This is a genomic window from Actinacidiphila sp. bgisy144 (assembly GCF_057708105.1).
The window spans coordinates 196,514-219,421 of record NZ_JBYIRM010000008.1 but is presented as its reverse complement, the minus strand read 5'-3'; the positions used below and the strand labels follow the sequence as shown (position 1 = coordinate 219,421).

Sequence of the window (22,908 nt, the reverse complement as noted above, 5' to 3'; positions counted from 1 at the left end):
GCCCACCCCCATGTCGAACCTCAACCCCACCGCCGCCGCCCCCGACGCCCTCCAGGCGCTGACCGACCTCAGCCGGATCGCCGGCGACGGCCTCGCCCCCGACCTCGCCGAACTCGTCAGCCTGCACGTCTCCCAACTCAACGGCTGCACCTACTGCACCGGCCTCCACCGCAAGGGCGCCCTCGCCGCCGGACAGTCCTCGGCCAAGCTCGCGGCGCTGGACGGGTGGGCCGACTCGGCCGAGTTCACTCCCGCCGAGCGCGCCGGGCTCGCCCTCGCCGAACACCTCACCCGGCCGGTCGGGGGCACCGTCCCCGCCGACGTCCACGCCGAGGCCGCCCGCCACCTCGGTGACACCGCGACCGTCCGCCTGACCTGGACGATCGCGGCCACCAACGCCTGGAACCGCATCGGCATCGCCGCCACGAGCCTCAACCAGTAGCCCTCCCCGCGGCCCGACCGACCTCCCGTCAGGCGCTCTGGTCCAGGTCCAGATCGCGCGGCGTGGTGCTCAGTTCGTCACCGAAGTAGGCGCCGACACCGCTTGTGCCCATGGTGACGGACCCGAAGTTGACGGTCCCGGTGCCGGTCAGCCCGGTACCGGTGCCGTGCAGCACCCACACCGCGCCGTTCCCGCCGTTCTCGTCCGGGTCGCCGATCACCACCTGGGCCGGGTCGGACGACTCCGCGGGTATCACCCCCGTCACCGCCCCGAACCGGTCCCCGCTCTCGGACACCCCGGGCACCCCGGCGGAGTTCTGGCTGAACACCTGCGAACCGGCCCCCGTCACCCCCTTCGCCGTCCCGCGCAGCAGGACGAACGAGCCGGCATCCGTCAACCCGTCGTAGTCCTCCCCCGGTATGCCCGCCACGATGTCGGCATACCCGTCCCCGTTCACATCCCCGACCGCAACGGACGCCCCCATCCGGTCCCCGGTCTCACTCACACCGGGCACCCCCGCGGTGTCCTGGTTGATCCACTGCGGCGCCAGCGTGCTGCTCTGCCCACCGGGCCCGCCGTACGCGACCGCCACCGCGCCGCCCTTCACCGGCAGGTCCTCGTCGCTGTCGTAGAAGTCGGTGCTGTGGCCGAAGACGATGTCGCCGTAGCCGTCCCCGTTCACATCACCGATCGCCACGCTCTGGCCGGGCAGCCGCTCCCCGCCCGCCTGCCTGGCATAGCCGGCTGACGTGAAGCCGTTCGCGCCGCCCAGCAGGATGTACCCACGATACGCGTCGGACTCGTCCGTGTCCGTCACCAGCGCCACCAGGTCGCTGATGCCGTCCCCGTTGACGTCCCCGGCCGCGATGCTGTGCAGGATCACCGTGATCCCGCTCGCCACTTTCCACAGGTCGAGGTCCGACACCGAGGCGACCTTGCCGTCCCTGCCGATCCCGGACAGCGTCCACAACGACTGGTCCCCGTGGGACGTGACCAGCTCCGGCCGGCCGTCGCCGTCGAAGTCCCCGGCCTGGAGGAACCCACCGACTCCCGCGCGGGCCGTGGCACCGGTGTCAACAGCGGTGGCGTCCCCCAGACCGGACGGACCGCCCCACAACACCGTCACCATGCCCGCGTCGACACCCGACGCACCACTGCCGACGTCCTCGCCCGACGCACCGACGACCAGATCCGTGTAGCCGTCCCCGTCGAGGTCCACCGGGACCACCGTGGACCCGAAACGGTCGCCCGTCTCCGACGCACCCGGTATCCCCGGGCTGTCCTGGCCGAACAGATAGTGCTTCGCCTGATCCACGCCCCCGGCCGCTCCATACACGACCGACACATAGCCCGCCGCTGCCTTCCCGCTCGCCGTACCGTTCGGCGAACCGACCGCCATGTCGGCGTGGCCGTCCCCGTTGAAGTCGACCACCGGCACCTTCCGCGCCGTCCCCGCCTCCACTCCCACCGCCCCGGCGGGAGCGGCCGCCGCGCCTGCCGCTCCCGCGGCAACAGCCATGACAACGGCGACCGCCGACGCGACCTTGCGTCTGCCACCGGAAATGCGTCGAGACATATGAGCTCCGTTCCACCGCCACCGGACCGACCGCCGCCCGTACTCCAGGCGAACTCCCGGCGAACACCGCACCGTACGACTCGCCACCCGCGCCAACAGTTGTATGGCCCGCCCCCGACGCACCCGCCCTCCCCCGCACCTGCTTTCGCCGTTCGGGTACCCGAGGTGCTTGGATGAAGGCAACGGCGTTAAGGGGAGGAAGCGTTGTCGGATGCAGCAGAGCCCGGGGAGACCAACGAGTTCGCAACACTGTTGCTCGAACTCAAGAACCGCTCCGGCCTGAGCTACGGAGCCCTCGCCAAGCGGCTGCACATGAGCACCTCCACCCTGCACCGCTACTGCAACGGGACCGCGATCCCCACCGAGTACGCCCCGGTGGAACGCCTCGCCCGCGCCTGCCGCGCCACCCCGCAGGAACTCGTCGAACTCCACCGCCGCTGGGTGCTGGCCGACGCCATCCGGCGGGCCAAAGCCGCGCAACCCGGCCCGCCCCCACCCCCGGCCCCAAGCGCCCCGATCCCGGCACCGGAGCACCCCGGCCCCGACAGCCCGGAAGGCTCGGAGACGCCGGACGACTCGGACCGCCCTACCACCGGCACGACCACCGCCCCACCGGACCAGCCGGGCGAACCGGCCCACCTCGCGGCACCGACCGCTCCGGACGAGCCCGTCGTCTCCAGCCTCCCGAGCAGCCCCACCTCCCCGCGCCGACGCCGCACCGCTCTGATCGCCTCCGCCGCAGCCGCCGTCATCCTCGCCACTGCCACGCTTGTCACCCACCCCTGGAGCGGCAACGACCGCGACTCCCGGGACCAACAGGCGGTCGGCGCCACGGCGAACAGCACCGCGAACGACGCCGCGCCACCCTCCCCCACCTCCTTCCCAACCAGCCCTCACCGCACCCCCACCTCCTCCCCGTCGACCAACGGCTCCGGCGCAACCGGCACTCCGCATCCCAACTCCACCCCCACGACAACCGCTCCTCCCGACACCCTCGGCAACGCCACTCCTGTCACGGTCGGCGTCCGCCCCTACGTCTACGACAGCCCCTGCAGCCAGCACTTCCTCGTCGACAGCGAGCCCGCCCAGGTCGGCCCGCCGGCGGGCGAACAGGACGCCACTCGCTGGGCCGCGGCCTACGGCGCCGTCTCCTCCGACGAGCAGCGCGTCGCCCTCACCGTCCAGGGCACAGGCTCGGAAACCGTCGTCCTGGAGGCCCTGCACGTCCGCGCCCTCACCAAGAGCGCACCGCTCGCCTGGAACGACTACTCCATGGGCGTCGGCTGCGGCGGCGGCGTCGACTCCAAGTCCTTCGACATCGACCTCGACAACGGCAGCCCCACCGTCACCGTCAAAAACGGCCAGCGCGACTTCCCCTACAAAGTCAGCGAGTCCGATCCCGAGGTCTTCTACGTCACCGCCCATACCAAGGCACACGATGTCCGCTGGGACCTCACCCTGGACTGGTCCAGTGGCAGCCACCACGGCACCGTCCACATCGACAACAACGGCTCCGCGTTCCGCACCAGCGCCGATGTCGACCGCCCCGGCTACGACTACCCGCTCGGCAGCAGCGACTGGATCACCCGCGACAGCTGACCAGCGCCGACCCGTACGCCCTCCGAGACGCCGGGGGGCAGCGCCGTGCCGCTCACGGCATCCGGCCACCCCGCTCATCTCCCGTTCGCTCCCCATCTCGCCCCTCCCTTCTGCCATTTCACACCCTCTCCGTAACCCCGGCACCACGGACAGCATCGGACACCACCGCGCGCACAACGGGCCCAGTCCCACCTCTCACACCTCCCGACCACCACCGAGGATTGGTCTGGACTATTGACAGGTTCAGACCATTTCCGTTTGAGTGCTGCTCCCGGTCCCACTTCGCACCCCCCACTAGGAGTGGTCACGTGTCCAGACAACGGTTCATCGCCTTCCTCACCGCACTCGCGGTAGCGGTCGGCCTGGCTGTCCTGGTCCCCTTCGCATCCACCGCCTCGGCCGCCGACTGCGCGGCCGCTTGGAGCTCCTCCTCCGTCTACACCGGCGGCCAGACCGCCTCCTACAACGGGCACAACTGGTCGGCGAAGTGGTGGACCCAGGGCGAGACGCCCGGTGCCGCCGACGTCTGGGCCGACCAAGGCGGCTGTGGCAGTTCCTCCGGCGGCTCGACCGGCGGCAACGGCAGCTGCAGCTACCCGGCCTGGGTCGCCGGCCAGAACTACGTCACCGGCGACATCGTGCAGTACAGCAACGGCAGCGACTACATCGCCACCCACGACAACCCGGGCTACGACCCCACCATCAGCACCTGGTACTGGAGCCCCTACACCTGCTCCGGCGGCGGCACCACGCCCCCCAGCAGCGGCGGATTCGTGGTCAGTGAGGCCCAGTTCAACACGATGTTCCCGAACCGGAACCCCTTCTACACCTACGCTGGGCTGACCGCCGCCCTCAGCGCCTACCCGGGCTTCGCCACCACCGGCAGCGCCACCGTGCAGAAGCAGGAGGCCGCGGCCTTCCTCGCCAACGTCAGCCACGAGACCGGCGGCCTCGTCTACATCGTGGAACAGAACACCTCCAACTACTCGCACTACTGCGACACCAGCCAGTCGTACGGGTGCCCTGCCGGCCAGTCCGCCTACTACGGACGCGGCCCCATCCAGCTGAGCTGGAACTTCAACTACAAGGCTGCCGGCGACGCGCTCGGCATCGACCTCCTCGACAACCCCAACCTGGTGCAGACCGACGCGGCCGTCGCCTGGAAGACCGGCCTCTGGTACTGGGACACCCAGACCGGGCCCGGCACCATGACCGCGCACAACGCCATGGTCAACGGCGCCGGCTTCGGCGAGACCATCCGCAGCATCAACGGCAGCGTCGAGTGCAACGGCGGCAACCCGGCCGAGGTCCAGGACCGCGTCAACGCCTACGAGAACTTCACTTCCATCCTCGGCGTCCCCGCCGGAAGCAACCTCTCCTGCTGACCTGAGCCCAGCTCCACCCGCGCCCTGCGCACAGACGCGTCCCGTCCCAAGCGGGGCGCGTCGGCGCGTGGCAACGACGATCCTCCAGAACGCACCGCCGCCGGAGCATCACCGGCCGCCGACCGCACTCGCCGCCAGAGCCGCCGCAGGAGCAGCACCAAACGTCGCGCCCGCGCCACCTGCCGCTATCTCCTGCGAGCCGGCGCCGCTCACCCGCTCACGAACTCCTTTCACGTAGAAGCGCGTGAACACCACCGGCAGCCCCAACCCCACTATCTGGGCGCCGACACACGACAACATCCCGGAGTCCACAGCCTCGCAGGCGAGGGTGGCGACCGCGCTGAGCGCGAAGCCGACCGCCCACACGCCGGTCAGCACCCCGCAGGTGCGGCGGAACACCGGAGACCCCCAAACTGCCTGCGGAGTACGGCGCTTGGCAATGCCCAGGACGAACGGCCGCCGAACGAGCAGCGTCACCGCCGCTATCAGCGCCAGCCACGCCGACGACAACCCACTCGCATAGTCGCGCACGGGCGCGTGCGGGTCGACGAAAGCCACCGCGGTCAGCACGCCGAAGTAACCCACCGCGCCGAACTCCAATATCTGCGCGTCAGCGGGCACGCCGGCTCGGCGGTCCTTCGCCAGGAACAGCGCACCCAGCGCGAGTGAGAGGAGCGCCGCCCACGACCAGACGAGCCCCGATACAGCGGAGAACACGATCCAGGGGAAGAAGCCCCGCAACTGGCTCACGACAGCCGTCCTTTCCGTTAATATGCGAATTCACGGTCTCGCGGAATTTCCCGCTGCTCGAAAATGTACGGGCGTGACCGCGCCGTGTCGTCCACCCCAGGGTTGATTCGCAGGTGGAGAAATTTGTCCACCCTCGCTCCACCCGTGGGTTGACGACATATCGCGCAGCGCGTCGTAGCGTTGACCAAAACGAAGGCGAATCGCGCTTGTTCACCACGGCCGTTCCCTCGTTTCCTTCCCACGGCTCGAACACGAGAATGTGAGGCTGCCATGTCCATGAATATCAACCAAATTCGCCGTCGGCTCCGAGGACGGCGCGAACTCCCCACGATCACGCCGGAACCGCCCGCGGACCGGCCTTCCCGGCCCCAGCCTCCGCCCCCGCCCCCGCGCGGACGATTCAACGAGCCGCGCGCACGCGCGATATAGCGGACAACCACGGGAGCCCACCACGCACCGCCGTCAGCGCGGTCAGCGCGGTCAGCGTCGCGCCCCACCGAGCTTCCACCGTTGCACGGCGCTGCCTCGCAGCGCTGCCTCAAGCGTCGTTGCGGCTCTTCCACCGGAAAGTGAACAGACACAGCAGCAGACCACCGACGCACCATGCGCCGAGAACGAGGGCGGTCCGGCCGAACTCCCAGGCGCCGGCCGGTTCGAGGGCGGCCGCGGCCTGCGGGAGGAAGACGCCGCGCAGACCCTGGCAGAGCCATTTGAGTGGAAAGAACGAACCGACCGTGAGCATCCAGTGCGGAATCGTGTCAATCAAGATGTAGACGCCGGAGATGAACTGGAGCACCAGGAAGGGGAGAACGACCACTGAGGTGGCACTGCGACCGGACCTCGGGACGCTGCTGATCGCGATGCCGAGAAGCGCACAGCCGGTGATGCCGAGGACGAACACCCAGCCGAAGGTCAGCCACTTGACGGGCGTGGAGGGCAGATCCACACCGTACACAGTGGTGCCGAAGACAAGAAGGATGGCCGTTTCGAGGATACCCGTGGTCAAGACCAGCCAGATCTTTCCGAGGAAGTACGCAGCCGGCGGCATGGGGGTGCCGCGCAGCCGCCGCAGGACTTTCTCGTCCCGCTCGATGGCGATCGAGATGCCCAACGACTGAAAGCTGGTCGACATGATGCCGGAGGCGATCATGGATGTGACGTAGTACTGGGAAGCGCTGGTGCCGGTGTTCTTCATGTTGTCGCTGAAGATCGAAGCGAAGAGGAAGAGGAAGATGATGGGGAAGGCGAAAGTGAAAACAACCTGCTCGCGCTGGCGGAAGAAGAGTTTGATCTCCATCGCGCCTCGCAGCAGGCCGAGTTGCCAGGCCCCGGGCAATCGCACACCGCCAGCGGCGCGGCCGGGCCCCGCGCCAGCACCGGCCTGCGGCCCAGGGCCGCCGACATCCGCCGGCCCGGCAACGGAAGTGGGCACGGTCTCGGACCCGGGAGCCGGCGCAGGACCAACGCCGGGCATGGGCACCGCCCCGGGGGCGGCCACGGACAACGGATCAGCGACGGACACAGAGTCGGACTCGAACGTGGGAGCGAGCCCGACGCGGAACCCGGACCCGGCAGCGGGCGCGGCTGCGCCCACCGGCTCAGGGCCACCCTCGGACGCGGGGCCCGCGCCAGCCCCAGGGGGACCCTCGAACGTAGGGCCCGCGCCGACCACGGCACCGCCCTCGGAACCGCCCACGGAAGCAGGGCCACCCGACGCCCCTGGTTCAGCTGCGCCCCCTGGCTCGGCCCCGGCCTCGGCCCCCGGTTCAGGACAGTGCTCGGGACCACCCTCGGGATCACGCCCGGGACCACCCTCGGGACGACGTTCGGGATCACCGTCGGGGCGACCCTCGGGATCGTGCCCAGGACCACCCTCGGGGCAGCCCGCGGGACGACGTTCGGGATCACCGTCGGGGCGACCCTCGGGATCACGCTCGGGAGAAGGAACGGGAGCAGTCATCGCGGGGGCTCCTGTCCGATGAGGCGCAGGTAGACATCCTCGAGGGTCGGTTGGGTGACCCGTAGCCCGGGGATCTCGCCGTCGAAGCGCCGGGCGAGTTCGGTGATGGTCCGGGTCGGGGTGTCGGTCTCTTCGGCGCGCGGGGTGCCGTCGGGTCCGGTCCAGTGCACGGTGGCGCGTGCGTCGGCTCGGCCGGCGAGGGTGCTGGGGGTGCCCACGGCGACGACGCGGCCCGCGGTGACCACGGCGAGCCGGTCGGCGAGGGCTTCGGCTTCTTCCAGGTAGTGGGTGGTGAGGATGATGGTGGTGCCCTCGTCGGCGAGGGAGCGGATGAGGTCCCAGAACTGGCGCCGGGCGGCGGGGTCGAAGCCGGTGGTGGGTTCGTCGAGGAGGAGGAGCCGGGGGTTGCCGATGACGCCGAGGGCGACGTCGAGGCGGCGGCGTTGGCCACCGGAAAGGGCCTTGACTCGGCTGGCGGTCTTGGGTTCGAGGCCGACCAGCGCGATCACCTCGGCCGGGTCGCGGGGGTGCGGGTAGTAGCGGGCGAAGTGCCGTACGGTCTCGCCGACGGTCAGTTCGCTGACTGCGGACTCGTCCTGCCAGACGATGCCGACCTGCGCTTTCCATGTGCGATCGGCGGTGGCGGGGTCGGCGCCGAGGACGTTGACCTCGCCGGCGTCGCGGGAGCGGTGGCCCTGGAGGATCTCCACGGTGGTGCTTTTGCCGGCACCGTTGGGCCCGAGGATGCCGAACACCTCGCCGGTGCTGATGTCCAGGTCGAGCCCGTCGACGGCGAGTACGTCGCCGTAGCGCTTGCGGAGCCCCCGTACGTGTACTGCGTCCCCCTTTGACATGTGAACAGTGTGCCGCGCGGCGGGAGTCCGTTGAACGGGATCGACGGAATGGCGTGAGGGCCGGCGTACGGGGGTGGCTGGTGGGGGTGGGCGGGTGGTTGAGGAGGGGGGTGGGTCGGCGATGTGTCCCGGTTGGGTAACGGGCGGACGGTGCGCGGGGTTCGTCCTTACTCTGACTGTCCTACCGGGTTCGCCAGGGGGGCTCCCGGGTTCGATCTGGGGACGTCAGGGACATCATGAAGCGATTTCGTATGCTCGCCGCAGGGGCCGTGGCCGGGGCTGCTGTGGCCGGGGCGGTGCTGGTGCCGACGCCGGCGAGTGCGTCGGCCGGGTCCGTGCACCTGTACAAGATCTACTACAACAGCCCGGGGGTGGATCAGCGGACGAACGCCAGCTTGAACGCGGAGTATGTGCAGATAGCGAACACCACGAGCAAGGCGGCGAATCTGAAGGGGTGGACGCTGACGGATGCGTCGAAGCACAAGTACAGCTTCACGAATTACACACTTGGCGCACACAAGACCGTGACCATTCACACCGGTAAGGGGCGGAACACGGCGGCGAACCGGTATCAGGGGCGCTCGGCGTACGTCTGGAACAACGACAAGGACACGGCGACGCTGAGGTCGGCGAAGGGCGCCAAGGTCGACAGTTGCTCGTACAACTCGACGCGGGTGGCCTACAAAATGTGCTGACGCCGGTCGGGCGGGAGGGCGGTCGGCCAGAGGGACAGTTGGCCGCACTCCCACCGTTTTCGGGCGGGACCTTTGGTGGCCTTTGGCGGTCATGCCGCACCAATGCCCCATCAATGCCGCAAAGGCGAGCCGCACGCGGGAGCACCTTGGCAGGTATTTGACACACCGTTAAATCCACTCGTAGAGTCATCCCCCGTCAACTCGGAGTAATTCCCCATGCCATGGGCGGCGCAGAGCGGAATTTCCGTTGTGGCGCGTCCCAAGAGCCGTGACCACCCCCGCTCCGTGCGGGGAGACGGCTTGCCCCTGAGCCACGGGGATACGCGCCGACGATGGAGATCGAGGACGGGGATGCACGGTGATGGGCCGGCGCCAGCGCGAGCCACGAAAGAGATTACGGACCCCGTCCTTCGAGGGGCGGTACATCTGGCACTCCGCGGCCGACGACCGCCAGTTGGCCGACGCGTGCGTGGATGTGCAGGCCGGCCGCTATCTGAGCACGTCGGAGGTCCTGCGGGCGGCTAAGGACGACTTCGGGTTGCGCGCGCACCGCTCGCTGGTGCTCGCCGCCGAGGCATGGGACTCGGACCTGACGGAGCGTTGGGTCGCCGAGGAGCCGAACGCCGAGTCCGCGCTGTTATGGGCCCGGGTCGCGGTCCTGCGTGCGGTGCGCGCCGCGGACACCAAGGATGACCGCGCCACCGCGCTGTACCGGATCGCCCACACCGCCTGCCAGCAGGCGGCGGAGCACGCGCCGGACGACCCGACACCGTGGGTGGCCCAGTTGTCACTGGCCCGCTTCCACCGGTCATTCGACCCGGCCCCGCAGGGACTGTTGACCGCACCGCCCGGCCCCTGGCGGCTGCTGCACCACATCCTGCGGCTCGACCCCTGGAACCGCGAAGCCCACCACCGCTTCCTGTCCATCTACTTCCCCCGCAACGGCGGCAAGGCGTCCGAGGTCTGGGACGTGGCGGCCTTCCTCAGCCAGCGCGCCCCCAGCGGCTCGGCGCTGTCCCTGCTCCCGCTGGTGGCCCTGGTCGAGAACTACAACCCCTCGGCGCCGCTCGCCTACAAGCTGTGGGAGCAACCGCCCTGGAGCACAGCGGCTTTGGGCATCTACCACAAGTGGCTCCCCCACGTGCCCGAGTACCGCTTCACCCCGGTGGTGGACCTGTCCTACCTCGCACACGCGCTGGTGATGGCGCGCAAGGAGTTCGAGGCGCGGGCGGCCTTCATGCTGATGGGCCCGTACGCCTCACGCATGCCCTGGAGCGCGTTCGGCGCCCCGGAGGAACAGCTCACGAAGGCCCGCGAGGCGTGCGGCCTCACCGTGCCCGGCAGTCCGTGAGCCCGACCTGTACCGACCGATCGACCGAGACCCCCCACCAGAACGGATAGTTCGCATGTCCGACCCCGCACTGCACACCCGCTCCGGCAGGACAGACCAGGCGCCGCCGGCCGCCCTCGACGACGACGCCACGCTCCACGCGATGGGCTATCCGCGGAAACTGACCCGCCGATTCCGGGCATTCGACAATTTCGCCATCTCATTCACCATCATCAACATCATATCCGGCATCTTCTCCGCGTTCGGCATGGGTATGGCCGGCGGCGGGCCACGCATCCTCGTCTTCGGCTGGATCGGCGTGTCGGTCATGGTGCTCTTCGTCGGCGCCGCCATGGGCGAGATCGCCTCGGCCTACCCGACCAGCGGCGCCCTCTACTTCTCCGCCGGCAAGCTGGCCAAGCGGCACAGCGGCGCCTGGTCCTGGTACACCGGCTGGCTCAACTTCATCGGCCAGGTCGCCGGCACCGCCGCCACCGACTACGCCGCCGCGACGTTCATCCAGTCCTACCTGGCCATGCAGTGGGGCTACACCCCCACCCTGCACAGGACCGTCCTGATCACCGCGGTCATCCTGCTGGTGCACGCCCTGCTCAACACCTACACGGTGCGGTTGGTCGCCCTCATCAACCGGATCTCCGTGTGGTGGCTGATCGCCGGCCTGCTGATGATCGTGATCTCGCTGGTCACGGTGCCCTCCCACCACCAGCACCCGGGCTACGCGTTCCACTACGCCAACACCACCGGCTTCCACAGCGCGCTCTACGCCGGACTGCTCGGCCTGCTGGTCACCAGCTGGACGTTCACCGGGTTCGACGGCAGCTTCCACATGTCCGAGGAGACCGTCCAGGCCACCGTCAACGCGCCCAAGGGCATCGTGCGCGCCATCGGCTACTCGGCCCTCACCGGCCTGGTGCTCATGCTCGCCCTGGTCTACTCGATCCACGACTACGCCGGCGAGGTCTCGTCCTCCGCCCCGCCGGTGCAGATCCTGCTCGATGCCCTCGGCCAGGGCCTGTCCAAGGCGATCCTGGTCGTCATCATCGGCGCGATGCTCTTCTGCGGTCTGGCCAACATGACCTCCAACACCCGGATGATCTTCGCCTTCTCACGGGACGGTGCCATGCCCGGCTCGCAGCTGTGGCACTCGGTCTCCCCGCGCACCCGCACCCCCGTCAAGGCGGTCTGGCTCGCCGCGGCCTCGTCGCTGGTGCTGGTCCTGCCGGGCTGGTGGTCGCACACCGCGTTCAGCGCCGTGGTCAGCGTCAACGTGGTGGGCCTGTTCCTCTCCTACGGCATCCCGATCTTCCTGCGGCTGCGGCTGAAGGACCAGTTCGAGGCCGGGCCGTGGCACCTGGGACGCTGGAGCACACCGGTCGGCATCGTCGCCGTGGTGTGGATCATCACCAGCAACGTGCTGTTCATGCTGCCGCAGGCCACGCCGATCACGGCGACCACGTTCAACTACGCGCCGATCGCCCTCGCGGTGGTCCTGGTCATCGCGACGCTGTGGTGGTTCGCCACCGCCCGCAAGTCCTTCCACGGGCCGGTCAGTTACGGCGGCCCCGACGAAGTCGCCGCGATGGACCTGGTCTGAACGAGCCCACCCGGCACCCAGCAGCCCGACGCAGGGCCGGCCGGCACCCGCCGGCGGAAGGAGCAGCACGCATGCCGACCGACCTCATCGTCACCCAGGCGACCCCCGCCGAGTGGGACGAGATCGTGGCGTGGACCGCCGCCGAGGGCTGGAACCCCGGCCACGGCGACGCGGCCCACTTCCTGCCCAGCGATCCGGCCGGCTTCTTCATCGGGCGGCTGGACGGACGCGTCGTGTCGGCCGTCTCCGTCGTCGTGTACTCCCCGCAGTACGCCTTCCTCGGCTACTACCTGGTCCACCCCGAACTCCGCGGCACCGGCCTGGGCCTCGCCACCTGGAACGCCGCCCTCCCCCATGCCGCCGGCCGGGTGATCGGACTCGACGGGGTCCCGGCCCAGCAGGCCACGTACGCGCGTGCCGGGTTCGTCCCCGCCTACCGCAACGTGCGCCACACCGGCCGCCCCCGTACGTCCGGTGCGGCGCCGGACCCCGCCGCCCGCGCGGTGGCGCCGCACCACCACCCGGCGATCGCGGCGTACGACCGCGGCTGCTTCCCCGCCGCCCGGCCCGGCTTCGTCTCACGCTGGCTGGACGGACCCGGGCACACCGCCCGGGTGCTGCTCGGCGCCGACGGCCGCGTCCGCGGGTACGGCGTGATCCGCCCGGCGCACCAAGGCCACCGCATCGGCCCGCTGTTCGCCGACAGCCCGGAAGACGCCGCGGTCCTCTTCGACGCGCTCGTCGCCACCCTGCCGCCCGGCGCCGAGGTGGCCATCGACGTGCCCGACCGCTATCCGGCCGCCGCCGAGCTCGCCACCGACCGCGGCCTGACCGCCACTTCGGAGTGCCTGCGGATGTACACCGGTCCGGCCCCGGCCAGCCGGGTCGAAGCGGTCTACGGCACCACGACCCTCGAACTGGGCTGACCCCAGGGCCGAACGGTGCCCCCGGACCCCGGCGGCTACGGGACGGCGCCGCGTGAGCGCACCACCACGAAGGCCACCGCCGAGGCGGCCACCACCGCGGCGGACGCGAGGAAGACCGAACCGGTGCCCGCGAGCCCGGCCAGCGCGCCCAGCGCCGCGGCATCCACCGCCTGGGACAGGTCCATCGCCATGAAGAACGTCGAGTTCGCCAGCCCGCGCCGCGACTTGTCGGCGGCCAGCACCGCCAGCGCGCTCATCCCGGGCTGCGCGGTGCCCATGCCCCAGCCGTAGAAGGCGCCGCCGGCCATCAGCACGGCCAGGTCCGGCGACCAGTAGACGAGCAGCAGTCCGGCCACCACCGCCAGGATGCCCGCGGCGATGGTCCGCGTCACACCGAACCGCCGTTGCAGCCGGCCCCCGCCGATCCGGGCCACCGCGAGCATCACACCGCTGGCGGTGAAGAACAGGCCGGAGTTGGCGATGCCGCGCCCGGTCGTATAGGCGGCCATGAACGTGTTGATCGCGGCCACGCCCGACATGATGAAGAACATGAAGGCCGCCGGGCGGGCCGCGTCCCGGTCCACCAGCCGGCTCCACCACGGTGGCCGGGCGGCGTCGGCACCGGCACCGGATTCCCCACCGGTAACGGGCACCTTGCCGGCAGCCCCGCCCGCACTGGCACCGGCACCGGCACCGGCACCCGAACGCGCGCCCCCGCCCGTACCCGAGCCGGTATCCGCGTCCGCCGCCGCACCCGAGCCCCCCGCCTCCCGCTCCCGCCGGTGCTGCGCGGCCACCCTCCCCAGCGGCAACCGCCCCAGCAGGTTCACCCCCGCCAGCACGAACACCACCACGAACGCGGCCCGGTAGCCGTACGCGTCCACCAGCGTCAGCGCCAGCCACGGCGCGAAGATCTGCGCCACGGTCTGCTCGATGCCGAGGTACCCGATCCCCTCCGACATCCGGCTCTCGGGGATCAGGTCGGTGGCGAGCGTCATCACGGCGGTGCCGTTGAAGCTGAACCCCAGCCCCTGCAACGCGCGTACGGCCAGCAGCAGCCACACCGGCAGCGCCAGGACGTAGAGGCCGGTCGCGACGAAGTAGAGCACCGAGCCGACGAGCATGACGGCGAACCGGCCGCGCGCGTCCACCAGTTGCCCGGACAGCGGCCGGACCACGACCGCGGCGGCCATGTAGAACGTGGTGGTGAGCCCCGCCTCGGTCAGCGACACCCCGTTGTGCAGGGCATACAGCGGGACGACCGTGATCAGCATGTACGTGCAGATCCGCAGCAGCCCGTTGGCCGTCATCAGGCTCACGAACGGCAGAGTGAAGATCGGTTCCTGCCCCCGCCCGGCCACCGCGACGGCGGTGGCCGGCTCCGCGCTCGCGTCACTCACGCGTCTCGCTGCCTCTCCTCGGTCTCCCCGCCCGCGGAAACGCGACTGCGCGGATTTTCTTACCGTCGGCAATTACCTTAGGTCATTAGTTTGACTAAGGACAGCCCGGACGGAGGTACGGCGGCGGAGACCGGTGGACCTACGGCGACGGTGGCCGCCGGCGACGGAGCCGGCGGCGAGCCCACTTCACGGCAGGGTCAGCACCCGCGGCCCCTCCTCCGTCACGGCGACGGTGTGCTCGATGTGCGCGGCGCGGCTGCCGTCGACGGTCCGCAGGGTCCACCCGTCGGGGTCGGTGACGTACGCATCCCTCCCACCGGACATCAGCATCGGCTCGATCGCCAGCGCGAGGCCGTGCCGCAGCCGGTAGCCGCGGCCCGGGCGCCCGCGGCCCGGCACGGACGGGTCCTCGTGCATCTGCCGCCCGATGCCGTGGCCGCCGAAGTCCGCGGGCATGCCGCAGCCGACCGCGCGTGCCACCTCGCCGGTCGCGTGGCCGATGTCGCCGATACGGTTGCCGACGACGGCGGCGGCGATGCCCGCGTCGAGCGCGCGCCGGGTGGCGTCGATCAGCTCGACGTCCTCGGGGCGGGGGGTGCCGACGATGAAGCTGATGGCGGCGTCACCGGTCCAGCCGTCGAGTCGGGCGCCGCAGTCGATGCTCACCAGGTCGCCGTCGCGCAGCCGGTAGCCGTCCGGGATGCCGTGCACGATGGCGTCGTTGACCGAGGCGCAGATCACCGCGGGGAACGGGGTGGGCGCGAAGGACGGCCGGTAGCCGAGGAAGGGCGACGTCGCGCCCGCCTCGGCCAGGACCGCGCGGGCGGCCTCGTCCAGTTCGGTGAGTGACACGCCGACCGCGGCGGCCGACCGCGTGGCGCCCAGCGCGTTGGCGACCACCCGCCCCGCCTCGCGCATCGCGTCCAGCGCCTCGTCCGTCTTGATCTCGACCATGGGCCGTTCTCCCCATTCTCATACCGGATAAGTATCCCGGTATTAGTATCACGTCCATGGTGCGAACTCCCCTCACCCCCGAAGAGCGGGCCCGCGGCGAGCGCCTCGGCGCCCTGCTGCGCGCAGCCCGCGGCGACCGCAGCATGACCGCCGTCGCGGCGGCCGCCGGCATCTCCGCGGAGACGCTGCGCAAGATCGAGACCGGCCGCGCCCCGACCCCGGCGTTCTTCACGATCACCGCGCTCGCCGGCGCCCTCGGCCTGTCCGCCGACCGCCTCGCCGCGGAGTGCGCGGCGCCCGAACACGAGCCCCTGAGCGCGTAAGGCCGCGGCACCCCGCCCACCACGGCAACCGCCCGCCCGCACCGCCCGGCCGAAGCCGGACGACACGAGCGGGCGGTGCGCCGTGCCGCGCCCCCCTCACGCAGCGGCGCCCCTCACGGCGGCGCGCCCCTCACGCCGCCGCACCCCCTCACGCCGCCGCGGCCGCCTCCGCGATCTGCTCCGCGCTCGGTGCCAACCGCGGCGACAGCGCGGTGACCGCGATCGCCACCACCATGAACGCCGCCGCCACCAGCAGGCCCCGGTGGAACCCGGCCACCAGCGCGTCGCTCTGCGCACTGCCGTGCGCCAGGTCGGAGGTGGTCTTGGAGGTGGACAGCGTGGTGACGACGGCGAGCCCGAGCGCACCGCCGACCTGGTTGAAGGCGGTGACCACACCGGAGGCGGCACCGGCCTCGTGGGCGGAGACGTCGGCGACCGCGGCGATCTGCGCCGGCACCGCCACCGACGTGATCCCCGCGCCGAACAGCAGCAGTCCGGGCAGGAGCTGGCCCGCGTACGGCCCGTCGGCGCCGGCCGTGGTGAGCAGCAGCAGCCCCGCGGTGCTCAGCAGCGCGCCGCCGATCTGCACCGGTCGGGTGCCGAACCGGGTGACCAGCGGGGTGGCCGCGACCGCGCCGAAGATCGCGGTGCCGCCCATCGGCAGGAACTCCACCCCGGCGTGCAGCGCGCTGCCGTGCCGGACCTGCTGGAGGAAGATCGCGGTGAGGAAGAACATCGACAGGAAGCCGGCGCCGTTGAGCGCCAGCGCGCCCCCGGCCGTGCTCAGCGCACGCGAGCGCAGCAGCCGCAGCGGGACCAGCGGCGCCACGGCGCGCGACTCGACCACGACGAAGCCCGCCAGCATGGCGGCCCCGGCGACCAGGCAGCCGATCACCTCGGGCGAGGACCAGCCGACCGGCTCGGCGCGCACCACGCCGTAGACGACCGCGAGCAGGCCGCCGGTGCCGAGCAGCGCGCCCGGCAGGTCGAACGACCGGGTGCCGGTGCGCGGCGGGAAGTGCCGGACGAACATCGGCGCGGCGACCACCAGGCCGATGACGATCGGCACGTTGACGATGAACACCCAGCGCCAGCTGAACGAGTCGACCAGCACGCCGCCCGCGACCACACCGAGGGTGCCGCCGAGGCCGGCGAGACCGCCCCAGATGCCCATCGCGATGTTGCGGCGCCGGCCGTGCTCGAAGGTGACGGTGAGGATGGACAGCGCGGCCGGGGAGAGCAGCGCGCCGCCGAGCCCCTGCACCGCGCGGGCGGCGATCAGCAGTCCGGGCGAGCCGGCCAGGCCCCCGGCGAGCGACGTCAGGCCGAACAGCACGAGCCCGGCGACGAAGATCCGGCGTGCCCCGAGCAGGTCGGCCGCGCGCCCGCCGAGGAGCAGGAAACCGCCGAAGAGCAGGGTGTAGGCGCTGATCACCCATTGCAGGCCGTCGGTGCTGAACCCGAGGTCGGAACGGATGTCGGGGAGCGCGACGTTCACGATCGTCACGTCGAGCACCACGATGAACTGGGCGAGGGCCAGCACGGTGAGCGTGGCCCAGGGACTGCGTCGCATGGCGTCTCCGCAGGTAACTGGTGTGAGCAGATCCGGACAGCCCGGACCGGGCGGGCACCCGTCGATGTGTACGACGTATGCTTACGGAGTCACCATACATGGAATGTGTACGCCGTAAACCATGGGCCCGACGCAACGGCCCCGAAGCACCGGAAACGACGGGGGAAGGCGGATGCCGGCGCTGCGTACGATGTACACCTACGAGTTGATCGGAAGGCGAGAGATGGCCGCGCACAAGCGACTCAACCGCGACGAGCTGATCGCGACGGCGCTGGCCGTGACCGATGCCGACGGACTGGACGCCGTCACGATCCGGCGGGTCGCGCAGCAGCACGACGTGACGCCGATGGCGCTCTACCGGCACTTCCCCGACAAGGACGGCCTGCTCGACGCGGTCGCCGAGAGCCTGCTCGCCTCGGTCGAGCTGCCCGAGCCGGACGACCGGCCGTGGTACGAGCAGTTGGAGGACACGCTGGCCGCCGTGCTCACGGCACTGGTGCCGCATCCGAACGCCGCCGTGCTGCTGCTCACCCGGATCACCGGGAGTGAGCCGGGCCTCGACCTCACCGAGCACGTGCTCGCGCAGCTCGACGCCGGGGGAATGAACGTCCAGCAGTCCGCCGACAGCGCCTGCCACGTGCTCACGGCACTGATCACGCTGGTGGTCGGCGAGCCCGGGAAGACCTCCGGCGACGCGGAGGACCAGGAGGCCGCGGTGCGCGCCGACCGGGCCCGGCTCAGCTCCCTGTCGCCGCGCCGCTATCCGCACATCGTCGCCGCCGCCGAGCCGCTGTCGGCGTGCGTGAGCGCCGAGTCGTACTACCGGCGCGGCGTCGAACTGATCGTCACTGGCCTGCGCGGCCTGACCGGCGCCACACGGCCGTCGGCAGGGTGACCACGGCACGCCCCGGCCCCGACTCCCCACCCCGGCCCGCCCGTTCCGCCCGTTCCGCCTGCTCCACCCGCTCCACCCCTTCCGGCCCGGTCCGCACCCCGGCGGACGGCGGTGCTCGCGCCTGCTGACGCGCCCCGCCCGCACCGCCCGTCCCGAACGCCCGCTCCGCACCAGGGACATGCGGCGCGACCCCGCCGGCAGCGGCGGGTACCGAGAATTAACTCCGAATACCTTCTGCGGTCAGATCTACGCGCGTATCTTGAGCGCGTTCGCGCGTGTCTCCTCCTCCCTCCCCGGGGGCGGTGCGCCCGCGGCACCGTAAATCGCCCACCGCACAAAGGAGATCCACTCCGGTGTCGCACTCCCCTGAGGGCGCCTCGCGCCCCGCGAGACCCGGTACGACCGGCCCGGCCGAACCGGCCGCGTCCGCCACGCCCACGCCGCGCCCGGCCCTGCTGCGCAAGCGGGTCCTGCCGTTCGGCATAGCCGGCGCGGTGGTCCTGGCGGGGATCGGAGTCCACTCCGCCTTCGCCACGCCGTCCGCCGACGCGGTCGTCGCCGAGGTGTACGGCGGCGGCGGCAACTCCGGCGCCACGTACACCAACGACTTCGTCGAGCTGGCCAACTCCGGTGCCTCCCCGCTGGACCTGAGCGACTACAGCATCCAGTACCTGTCCGGCTCGCCGACCGCGACCTCCAAGTGGCAGACCACCGCGCTGACCGGCTCGCTGGCCGCAGGCGGCCGCTACCTGGTCGGCGAGGCCGCGGGCACCGGCGGCACCACCGCGCTGCCGACGCCGGACGCCACCGGCACCATCGCGATGTCCGGCACCTCCGGCACCATCGCCCTGGTGCAGGGCACCGACGCGCTGACCTGCGTGACGGCCGCCGACTGCGCCGCGGACTCCCGGGTGAAGGACCTCGTCGGCTACGGCACGGCCGTGGTCCACGAGGGCAGCGGCCCGGCCGCCGGCGCGAGCAACACCGCGTCGGTCGCGCGCGGCGCCGGCCTGGCCGACACCGACGACAACGCCGCCGACTTCACCGCGGGCGACCCAACCCCGCAGAACTCCGCGGGCACCGGCGGCAGCGACCCGACGTCGCCGCCCACCACACCGCCCACCACGCCGCCGACCTCCCCGCCGGCCACGGTGAAGATCCACGACATCCAGGGCGACACCCGGGTGTCGCCGTACGAGGGCAAGGCGGTCAGCGGCGTGACCGGCATCGTCACCGGTGTCCGCGCCTACGGCTCGTCGCAGGGCTTCTGGTTCCAGGACCCGAACCCGGACAGCGACCCGCGCACCAGCGAGGGCATCTTCGTCTACACCAGCTCCACTCCCACGGTCTCGGTCGGCGACAGCGTCACCGTCGCCGGAACGGTCTCCGACTACTACCCCGGCGGCTCCACCGCCGGCGGCCAGGCCGTCACGGAGATCACCAAGCCCACGGTGGCCACGGTCTCCAGCAACAACCCGGTGCCCGCCCCGGTCGTGCTGGACGACAAGGAGGTGCCCGACTCCTTCGCACCCAGCGCGGGCGGCGGTTCCATCGAGAGCCTCCCCCTGCGCCCGTCCGAATACGCGCTCGATTTGTACGCTTCCCTCGAAGGGATGAACGTCCAGATCGGCAGCAGCCGGGTGGTCGGCGCCACCGACCCGTACTCCGAGCTGTGGGTCACGGTAAAGCCGAAGCAGAACCCGACCAAGCGCGGCGGCACCCTCTACACCGGCTACGACGCCCCCAACTCCGGCCGCCTGATGGTGCAGTCGCTCATCCCGACCTCCACCTCCGCGTTCCCGACCGCCAATGTCGGCGACACGCTGAAGGGCACCACCACCGGCCCGCTGGACTACAACCAGTTCGGCGGCACGTACGCGCTCCAGGCCCGCACCCTCGGCACCGTCAAGAGCGGCGGGATCACCCCCGAGGTCACCGCGAAGGCGTCGTCGGACCAGGCGACCATCGCGACGTACAACGTGGAGAACCTCGCGCCGGACAACGACCAGTCGAAGTTCGACGCCCTGGCCAAGGGCCTGGTCACCAACCTGCGTTCGCCCGACGTGGTGGCGCTGGAGGAGATCCAGGACAACGACGGCGCCAAGGACGACGGCGTGGTCGCCGCCGACCAGACGCTGACGAAGCTCACCGCCGCGATCAAGGCGGCCGGCGGCCCGAGCTACCAGTGGCGTGAGATCGACCCGGTCAACGACAAGGACGGCGGCGAGCCCGGCGGCAACATCCGCTCGGTGTTCCTCTTCAACCCGGACCGGGTGAGCTTCGTCGACCGCGCCGGCGGCGACGCGACCACCGCGGTCGGCATCACCGGCACGGGCGACAAGACCGAACTCACCGCCTCCCCCGGCCGGATCGCGCCGAACGACTCCGCGTGGGACAGCAGCCGCAAGCCGCTGGCGGGCGAGTTCACCTTCCGCGGCAAGAAGCTGTTCGTGATCGCCAACCACTTCGACAGCAAGGGCGGCGACCAGGGCATCGACAGCCGCTTCCAGCCGCCGGTGCGCAGCTCCGAGGTGCAGCGGGTGCGCCAGGCCATCCTGGAGCACGACTTCGTGGCGCAGTTGGAGGCCGCCGACCCGAAGGCCGACGTCGTCGTCCTCGGCGACCTCAACGACTACCAGTTCTCGCCCGCGGTGACCTCCCTCACCGACAACGGCAAGGCGCTCACCGACCTGGTCAACACCCTTCCGGCCGCGGAGCGCTACTCCTACGTCTACGAGGGCAACTCCCAGGTGCTCGACCACATCCTGGTCAGCCCCGGCCTCGGCAAGCACGCGGACTACGACGTGGTCCACATCAACTCCGAGTTCGCGAACCAGACGAGCGACCACGACCCGCAGATCGTCCGGCTGAAGCCGTAACTCCCCACCGCACAGCGGTTCCCGGACGGCCGGCGGCGGCAACGGAAGTTGCCCCGCCGGCCGTTCGCCGTCCGGCGATCCAGCGATCCGGCGATCAGCCGCCGCGGACGAAGAGCGCGACCGCGTCGGCGATGATCGCGTCGACCTGGTCGGCCGGCATGCGGCGCGAGGTCACCAGCGCGGCGATGCCCTGGAAGGTGGCCAGGACGATCAGCAGCAGGCGCTCGGGGTCGCCGGGCCGCAGCCCGCCGGACGCGTGGCCGCGGCGGACCAGCTCGTCGATCAGGACGTACGGGCGCTCGTACGTCTTCGTGTCCGGCCCCTCGTCCTGCTTGACCGACATCATCAGGCCGAGCAGCGCGGCGTGCTCGGTGGCGAAGCGGACGTAGCTCGTCGCCACCGCGCGGAGCTGCGCCCCGAAATCCTCTCCCGCGCCGTCCGCCCCGTCCCCCGCGTCCCCGGCCTCCGCCCCGCGCACCTTCCCGCGCGCCTTTCCGCGTACCTCGTCGACCGCCGCGGCGATGTCCGCGCCGAGCCGGGCGAAGCCGACCTCCGCGAGCGCGTCGAGCAGCGCCTGGCGGTCGCGGAAGTGGCGGCTGGGGGCGCCGTGGCTGACCCCCACCTGGCGCGCGAGGTCGCGGAGCGCGATCTGCTCGGCCCCGCTCTCACGAAGGGTGCGCTCGGCGGCCGCGAGCAGGGCGGCGCGCAGGTGTCCATGGTGGTACGGGCGGTCCGGCATGCTGCCAGCATACGACGATGTTGTCATTGACATCATTGTAGGCAGCGCCTACTTTGGAGGGCATGACGACATTCACCTCCTCGGACCTGCCGGACCTCGCCGGCCGTACGGCGATCGTGACCGGCGCGAACAGCGGCGTGGGCCGCGCCACCGCCCACGCGCTCGCCGGAGCCGGCGCCCGCGTCGTCCTCGCCGTGCGCGACGTCGCGAAGGGCCGCGACGCGGCCGCCCGCATCCCGGGGACGACCGAGGTCCGCGAACTGGACCTCGCCGACCTCGCCTCCGTACGGGACTTCGCCGCGCGCTGGGAGGACCCGGTCGACCTCCTGGTCAACAACGCCGCCGCACCGCCGCCGTCCGGGCTCCGGCACACCGCCGACGGGTTCGAGCTGCAGTTCGGCACCGGCCACCTCGGCCACTTCGCCCTGACCAACCTGCTGCTCCCCCACGTCACCGGCCGCGTGATCACGCTCGCCTCCCAGGCGGAACGGTTCGCGCACCTCGACCTCGCCGGACTCGACGCCCTGGCCGCGATGAACCGCGGCCCGGCGCAAGGGAGTCCGGCATCCGCCCCGTACAAGCCCTCGCGCGTCTACGGCCAGGTGAAACTGGCCAACCTCCTGTTCACCGCCGAGTTGCAGCGGCGCCTGACAGCCGCCGGGTCCGGCGTACTCGCGCACGCGGCGCACCCCGGCTACGTCGACACCGCCATCTACCGCGAGAACGGGCGCGTGTCCAAGGTCATGCTGCGCCTGCTCGCGCAGAGCCCCGAACAGGGCGCCCTCCCCGTCCTGTACGCGGCCGTCGCCGACCTGCCCGGGAACAGCTTCACCGGCCCCCGCCACCTGGCCCACATGCGCGGGTCCGCCGAGCTGATCCGCCGCTCCGAGGCGGCGCAGGACGCCGAACTCGCCGGCCGGCTGTGGACCCTTTCGGAGCAACTGACCGGCGTCGGCTGGCCGCTGGGGTCCGACCGGGCCGGCTCCTCCGTGTGAACCGCCGGGCAGGGCAAG

19 protein-coding genes are annotated in these 22,908 nt (G+C 71.3%); 11 read left to right on the top strand and 8 right to left on the bottom strand.

The window, feature by feature from the left end:
- Positions 1-10: 10 nt before the first annotated feature.
- Entirely contained in the window at positions 11-442 is a 432-nt protein-coding gene (locus AC3EVP_RS12605; RefSeq protein WP_335974465.1) for a carboxymuconolactone decarboxylase family protein, read from the top strand.
- 28 nt (positions 443-470) lie between these two features.
- Here AC3EVP_RS12605 and AC3EVP_RS12600 read toward each other — a convergent pair whose 3' ends face one another.
- Complete coding sequence (locus AC3EVP_RS12600; RefSeq protein WP_435129270.1) at positions 471-2,018, bottom strand: FG-GAP and VCBS repeat-containing protein; 1,548 nt, start codon at positions 2,016-2,018, stop codon at positions 471-473.
- A 204-nt stretch (positions 2,019-2,222) separates the two neighbouring features.
- Here AC3EVP_RS12600 and AC3EVP_RS12595 point away from each other — a divergent pair, with 204 nt between their 5' ends.
- Entirely contained in the window at positions 2,223-3,617 is a 1,395-nt protein-coding gene (locus AC3EVP_RS12595) for a helix-turn-helix domain-containing protein (RefSeq protein ID WP_435129267.1), read from the top strand.
- 326 nt (positions 3,618-3,943) lie between these two features.
- On the top strand, positions 3,944-5,002 hold the full coding sequence (locus AC3EVP_RS12590) for a glycoside hydrolase family 19 protein (RefSeq protein WP_435129436.1): 1,059 nt from the start codon (positions 3,944-3,946) through the stop codon (positions 5,000-5,002).
- A gap of 108 nt (positions 5,003-5,110) precedes the next feature.
- Here AC3EVP_RS12590 and AC3EVP_RS12585 read toward each other — a convergent pair whose 3' ends face one another.
- The 3 genes from AC3EVP_RS12585 to AC3EVP_RS12575 form a co-directional block, all read right to left on the bottom strand.
- Positions 5,111-5,752 (bottom strand): hypothetical protein, encoded by a 642-nt coding sequence (locus AC3EVP_RS12585; protein WP_435129264.1) that lies wholly within the window; start codon positions 5,750-5,752, stop codon positions 5,111-5,113.
- A gap of 538 nt (positions 5,753-6,290) precedes the next feature.
- On the bottom strand, positions 6,291-7,049 hold the full coding sequence (locus AC3EVP_RS12580) for an ABC transporter permease (RefSeq protein WP_435129433.1): 759 nt from the start codon (positions 7,047-7,049) through the stop codon (positions 6,291-6,293).
- 659 nt (positions 7,050-7,708) lie between these two features.
- Positions 7,709-8,566, bottom strand: a complete 858-nt coding sequence (locus AC3EVP_RS12575; RefSeq protein ID WP_435129261.1) for an ABC transporter ATP-binding protein — start codon at positions 8,564-8,566, stop codon at positions 7,709-7,711.
- Positions 8,567-8,802: 236 nt separating this feature from the next.
- Between AC3EVP_RS12575 and AC3EVP_RS12570 the strand changes: the two genes are divergently transcribed.
- The 4 genes from AC3EVP_RS12570 (at position 8,803) to AC3EVP_RS12555 (ending at position 13,132) form a co-directional block, all read left to right on the top strand.
- Complete coding sequence (locus AC3EVP_RS12570; RefSeq protein ID WP_435129258.1) at positions 8,803-9,261, top strand: lamin tail domain-containing protein; 459 nt, start codon at positions 8,803-8,805, stop codon at positions 9,259-9,261.
- Positions 9,262-9,622: 361 nt separating this feature from the next.
- Positions 9,623-10,612: a hypothetical protein gene (locus AC3EVP_RS12565; protein WP_435129255.1), complete on the top strand. Its 990-nt coding sequence runs from the start codon at positions 9,623-9,625 to the stop codon at positions 10,610-10,612.
- 55 nt (positions 10,613-10,667) lie between these two features.
- Positions 10,668-12,206: an amino acid permease gene (locus AC3EVP_RS12560; RefSeq protein WP_435129252.1), complete on the top strand. Its 1,539-nt coding sequence runs from the start codon at positions 10,668-10,670 to the stop codon at positions 12,204-12,206.
- Between the two features lie 71 nt (positions 12,207-12,277).
- Positions 12,278-13,132 (top strand): GNAT family N-acetyltransferase, encoded by an 855-nt coding sequence (locus AC3EVP_RS12555; RefSeq protein ID WP_435129249.1) that lies wholly within the window; start codon positions 12,278-12,280, stop codon positions 13,130-13,132.
- 35 nt (positions 13,133-13,167) lie between these two features.
- On the opposite strand, the gene AC3EVP_RS12550 is transcribed toward AC3EVP_RS12555, so the two are convergent.
- Both AC3EVP_RS12550 and map read right to left on the bottom strand, forming a co-directional pair.
- Complete coding sequence (locus tag AC3EVP_RS12550; protein ID WP_435129246.1) at positions 13,168-14,532, bottom strand: MFS transporter; 1,365 nt, start codon at positions 14,530-14,532, stop codon at positions 13,168-13,170.
- A 186-nt stretch (positions 14,533-14,718) separates the two neighbouring features.
- Positions 14,719-15,486 carry a type I methionyl aminopeptidase gene (gene map, locus AC3EVP_RS12545; RefSeq protein ID WP_435129243.1) on the bottom strand — a complete coding sequence of 256 codons (768 nt, stop codon included), beginning with the start codon at positions 15,484-15,486 and terminating at the stop codon, positions 14,719-14,721.
- Positions 15,487-15,542: 56 nt separating this feature from the next.
- Here map and AC3EVP_RS12540 point away from each other — a divergent pair, with 56 nt between their 5' ends.
- Entirely contained in the window at positions 15,543-15,809 is a 267-nt protein-coding gene (locus AC3EVP_RS12540; RefSeq protein ID WP_335974512.1) for a helix-turn-helix domain-containing protein, read from the top strand.
- 148 nt (positions 15,810-15,957) lie between these two features.
- Here AC3EVP_RS12540 and AC3EVP_RS12535 read toward each other — a convergent pair whose 3' ends face one another.
- Entirely contained in the window at positions 15,958-17,382 is a 1,425-nt protein-coding gene (locus tag AC3EVP_RS12535; RefSeq protein ID WP_335974515.1) for an MFS transporter, read from the bottom strand.
- Positions 17,383-17,554: 172 nt separating this feature from the next.
- On the opposite strand from AC3EVP_RS12535, the gene AC3EVP_RS12530 reads away from it, so the two are divergent.
- Complete coding sequence (locus tag AC3EVP_RS12530) at positions 17,555-18,277, top strand: TetR/AcrR family transcriptional regulator (RefSeq protein ID WP_435129239.1); 723 nt, start codon at positions 17,555-17,557, stop codon at positions 18,275-18,277.
- Positions 18,278-18,747: 470 nt separating this feature from the next.
- On the top strand, positions 18,748-21,156 hold the full coding sequence (locus AC3EVP_RS12525; RefSeq protein WP_435129430.1) for an endonuclease/exonuclease/phosphatase family protein: 2,409 nt from the start codon (positions 18,748-18,750) through the stop codon (positions 21,154-21,156).
- A gap of 94 nt (positions 21,157-21,250) precedes the next feature.
- On the opposite strand, the gene AC3EVP_RS12520 is transcribed toward AC3EVP_RS12525, so the two are convergent.
- A complete protein-coding gene (locus AC3EVP_RS12520) occupies positions 21,251-21,895 on the bottom strand; it encodes a TetR/AcrR family transcriptional regulator (protein ID WP_335974522.1) in 645 nt (214 codons plus the stop codon).
- Between the two features lie 62 nt (positions 21,896-21,957).
- Here AC3EVP_RS12520 and AC3EVP_RS12515 point away from each other — a divergent pair, with 62 nt between their 5' ends.
- Complete coding sequence (locus tag AC3EVP_RS12515) at positions 21,958-22,890, top strand: SDR family NAD(P)-dependent oxidoreductase (RefSeq protein ID WP_435129236.1); 933 nt, start codon at positions 21,958-21,960, stop codon at positions 22,888-22,890.
- Positions 22,891-22,908 lie beyond the last annotated feature (18 nt).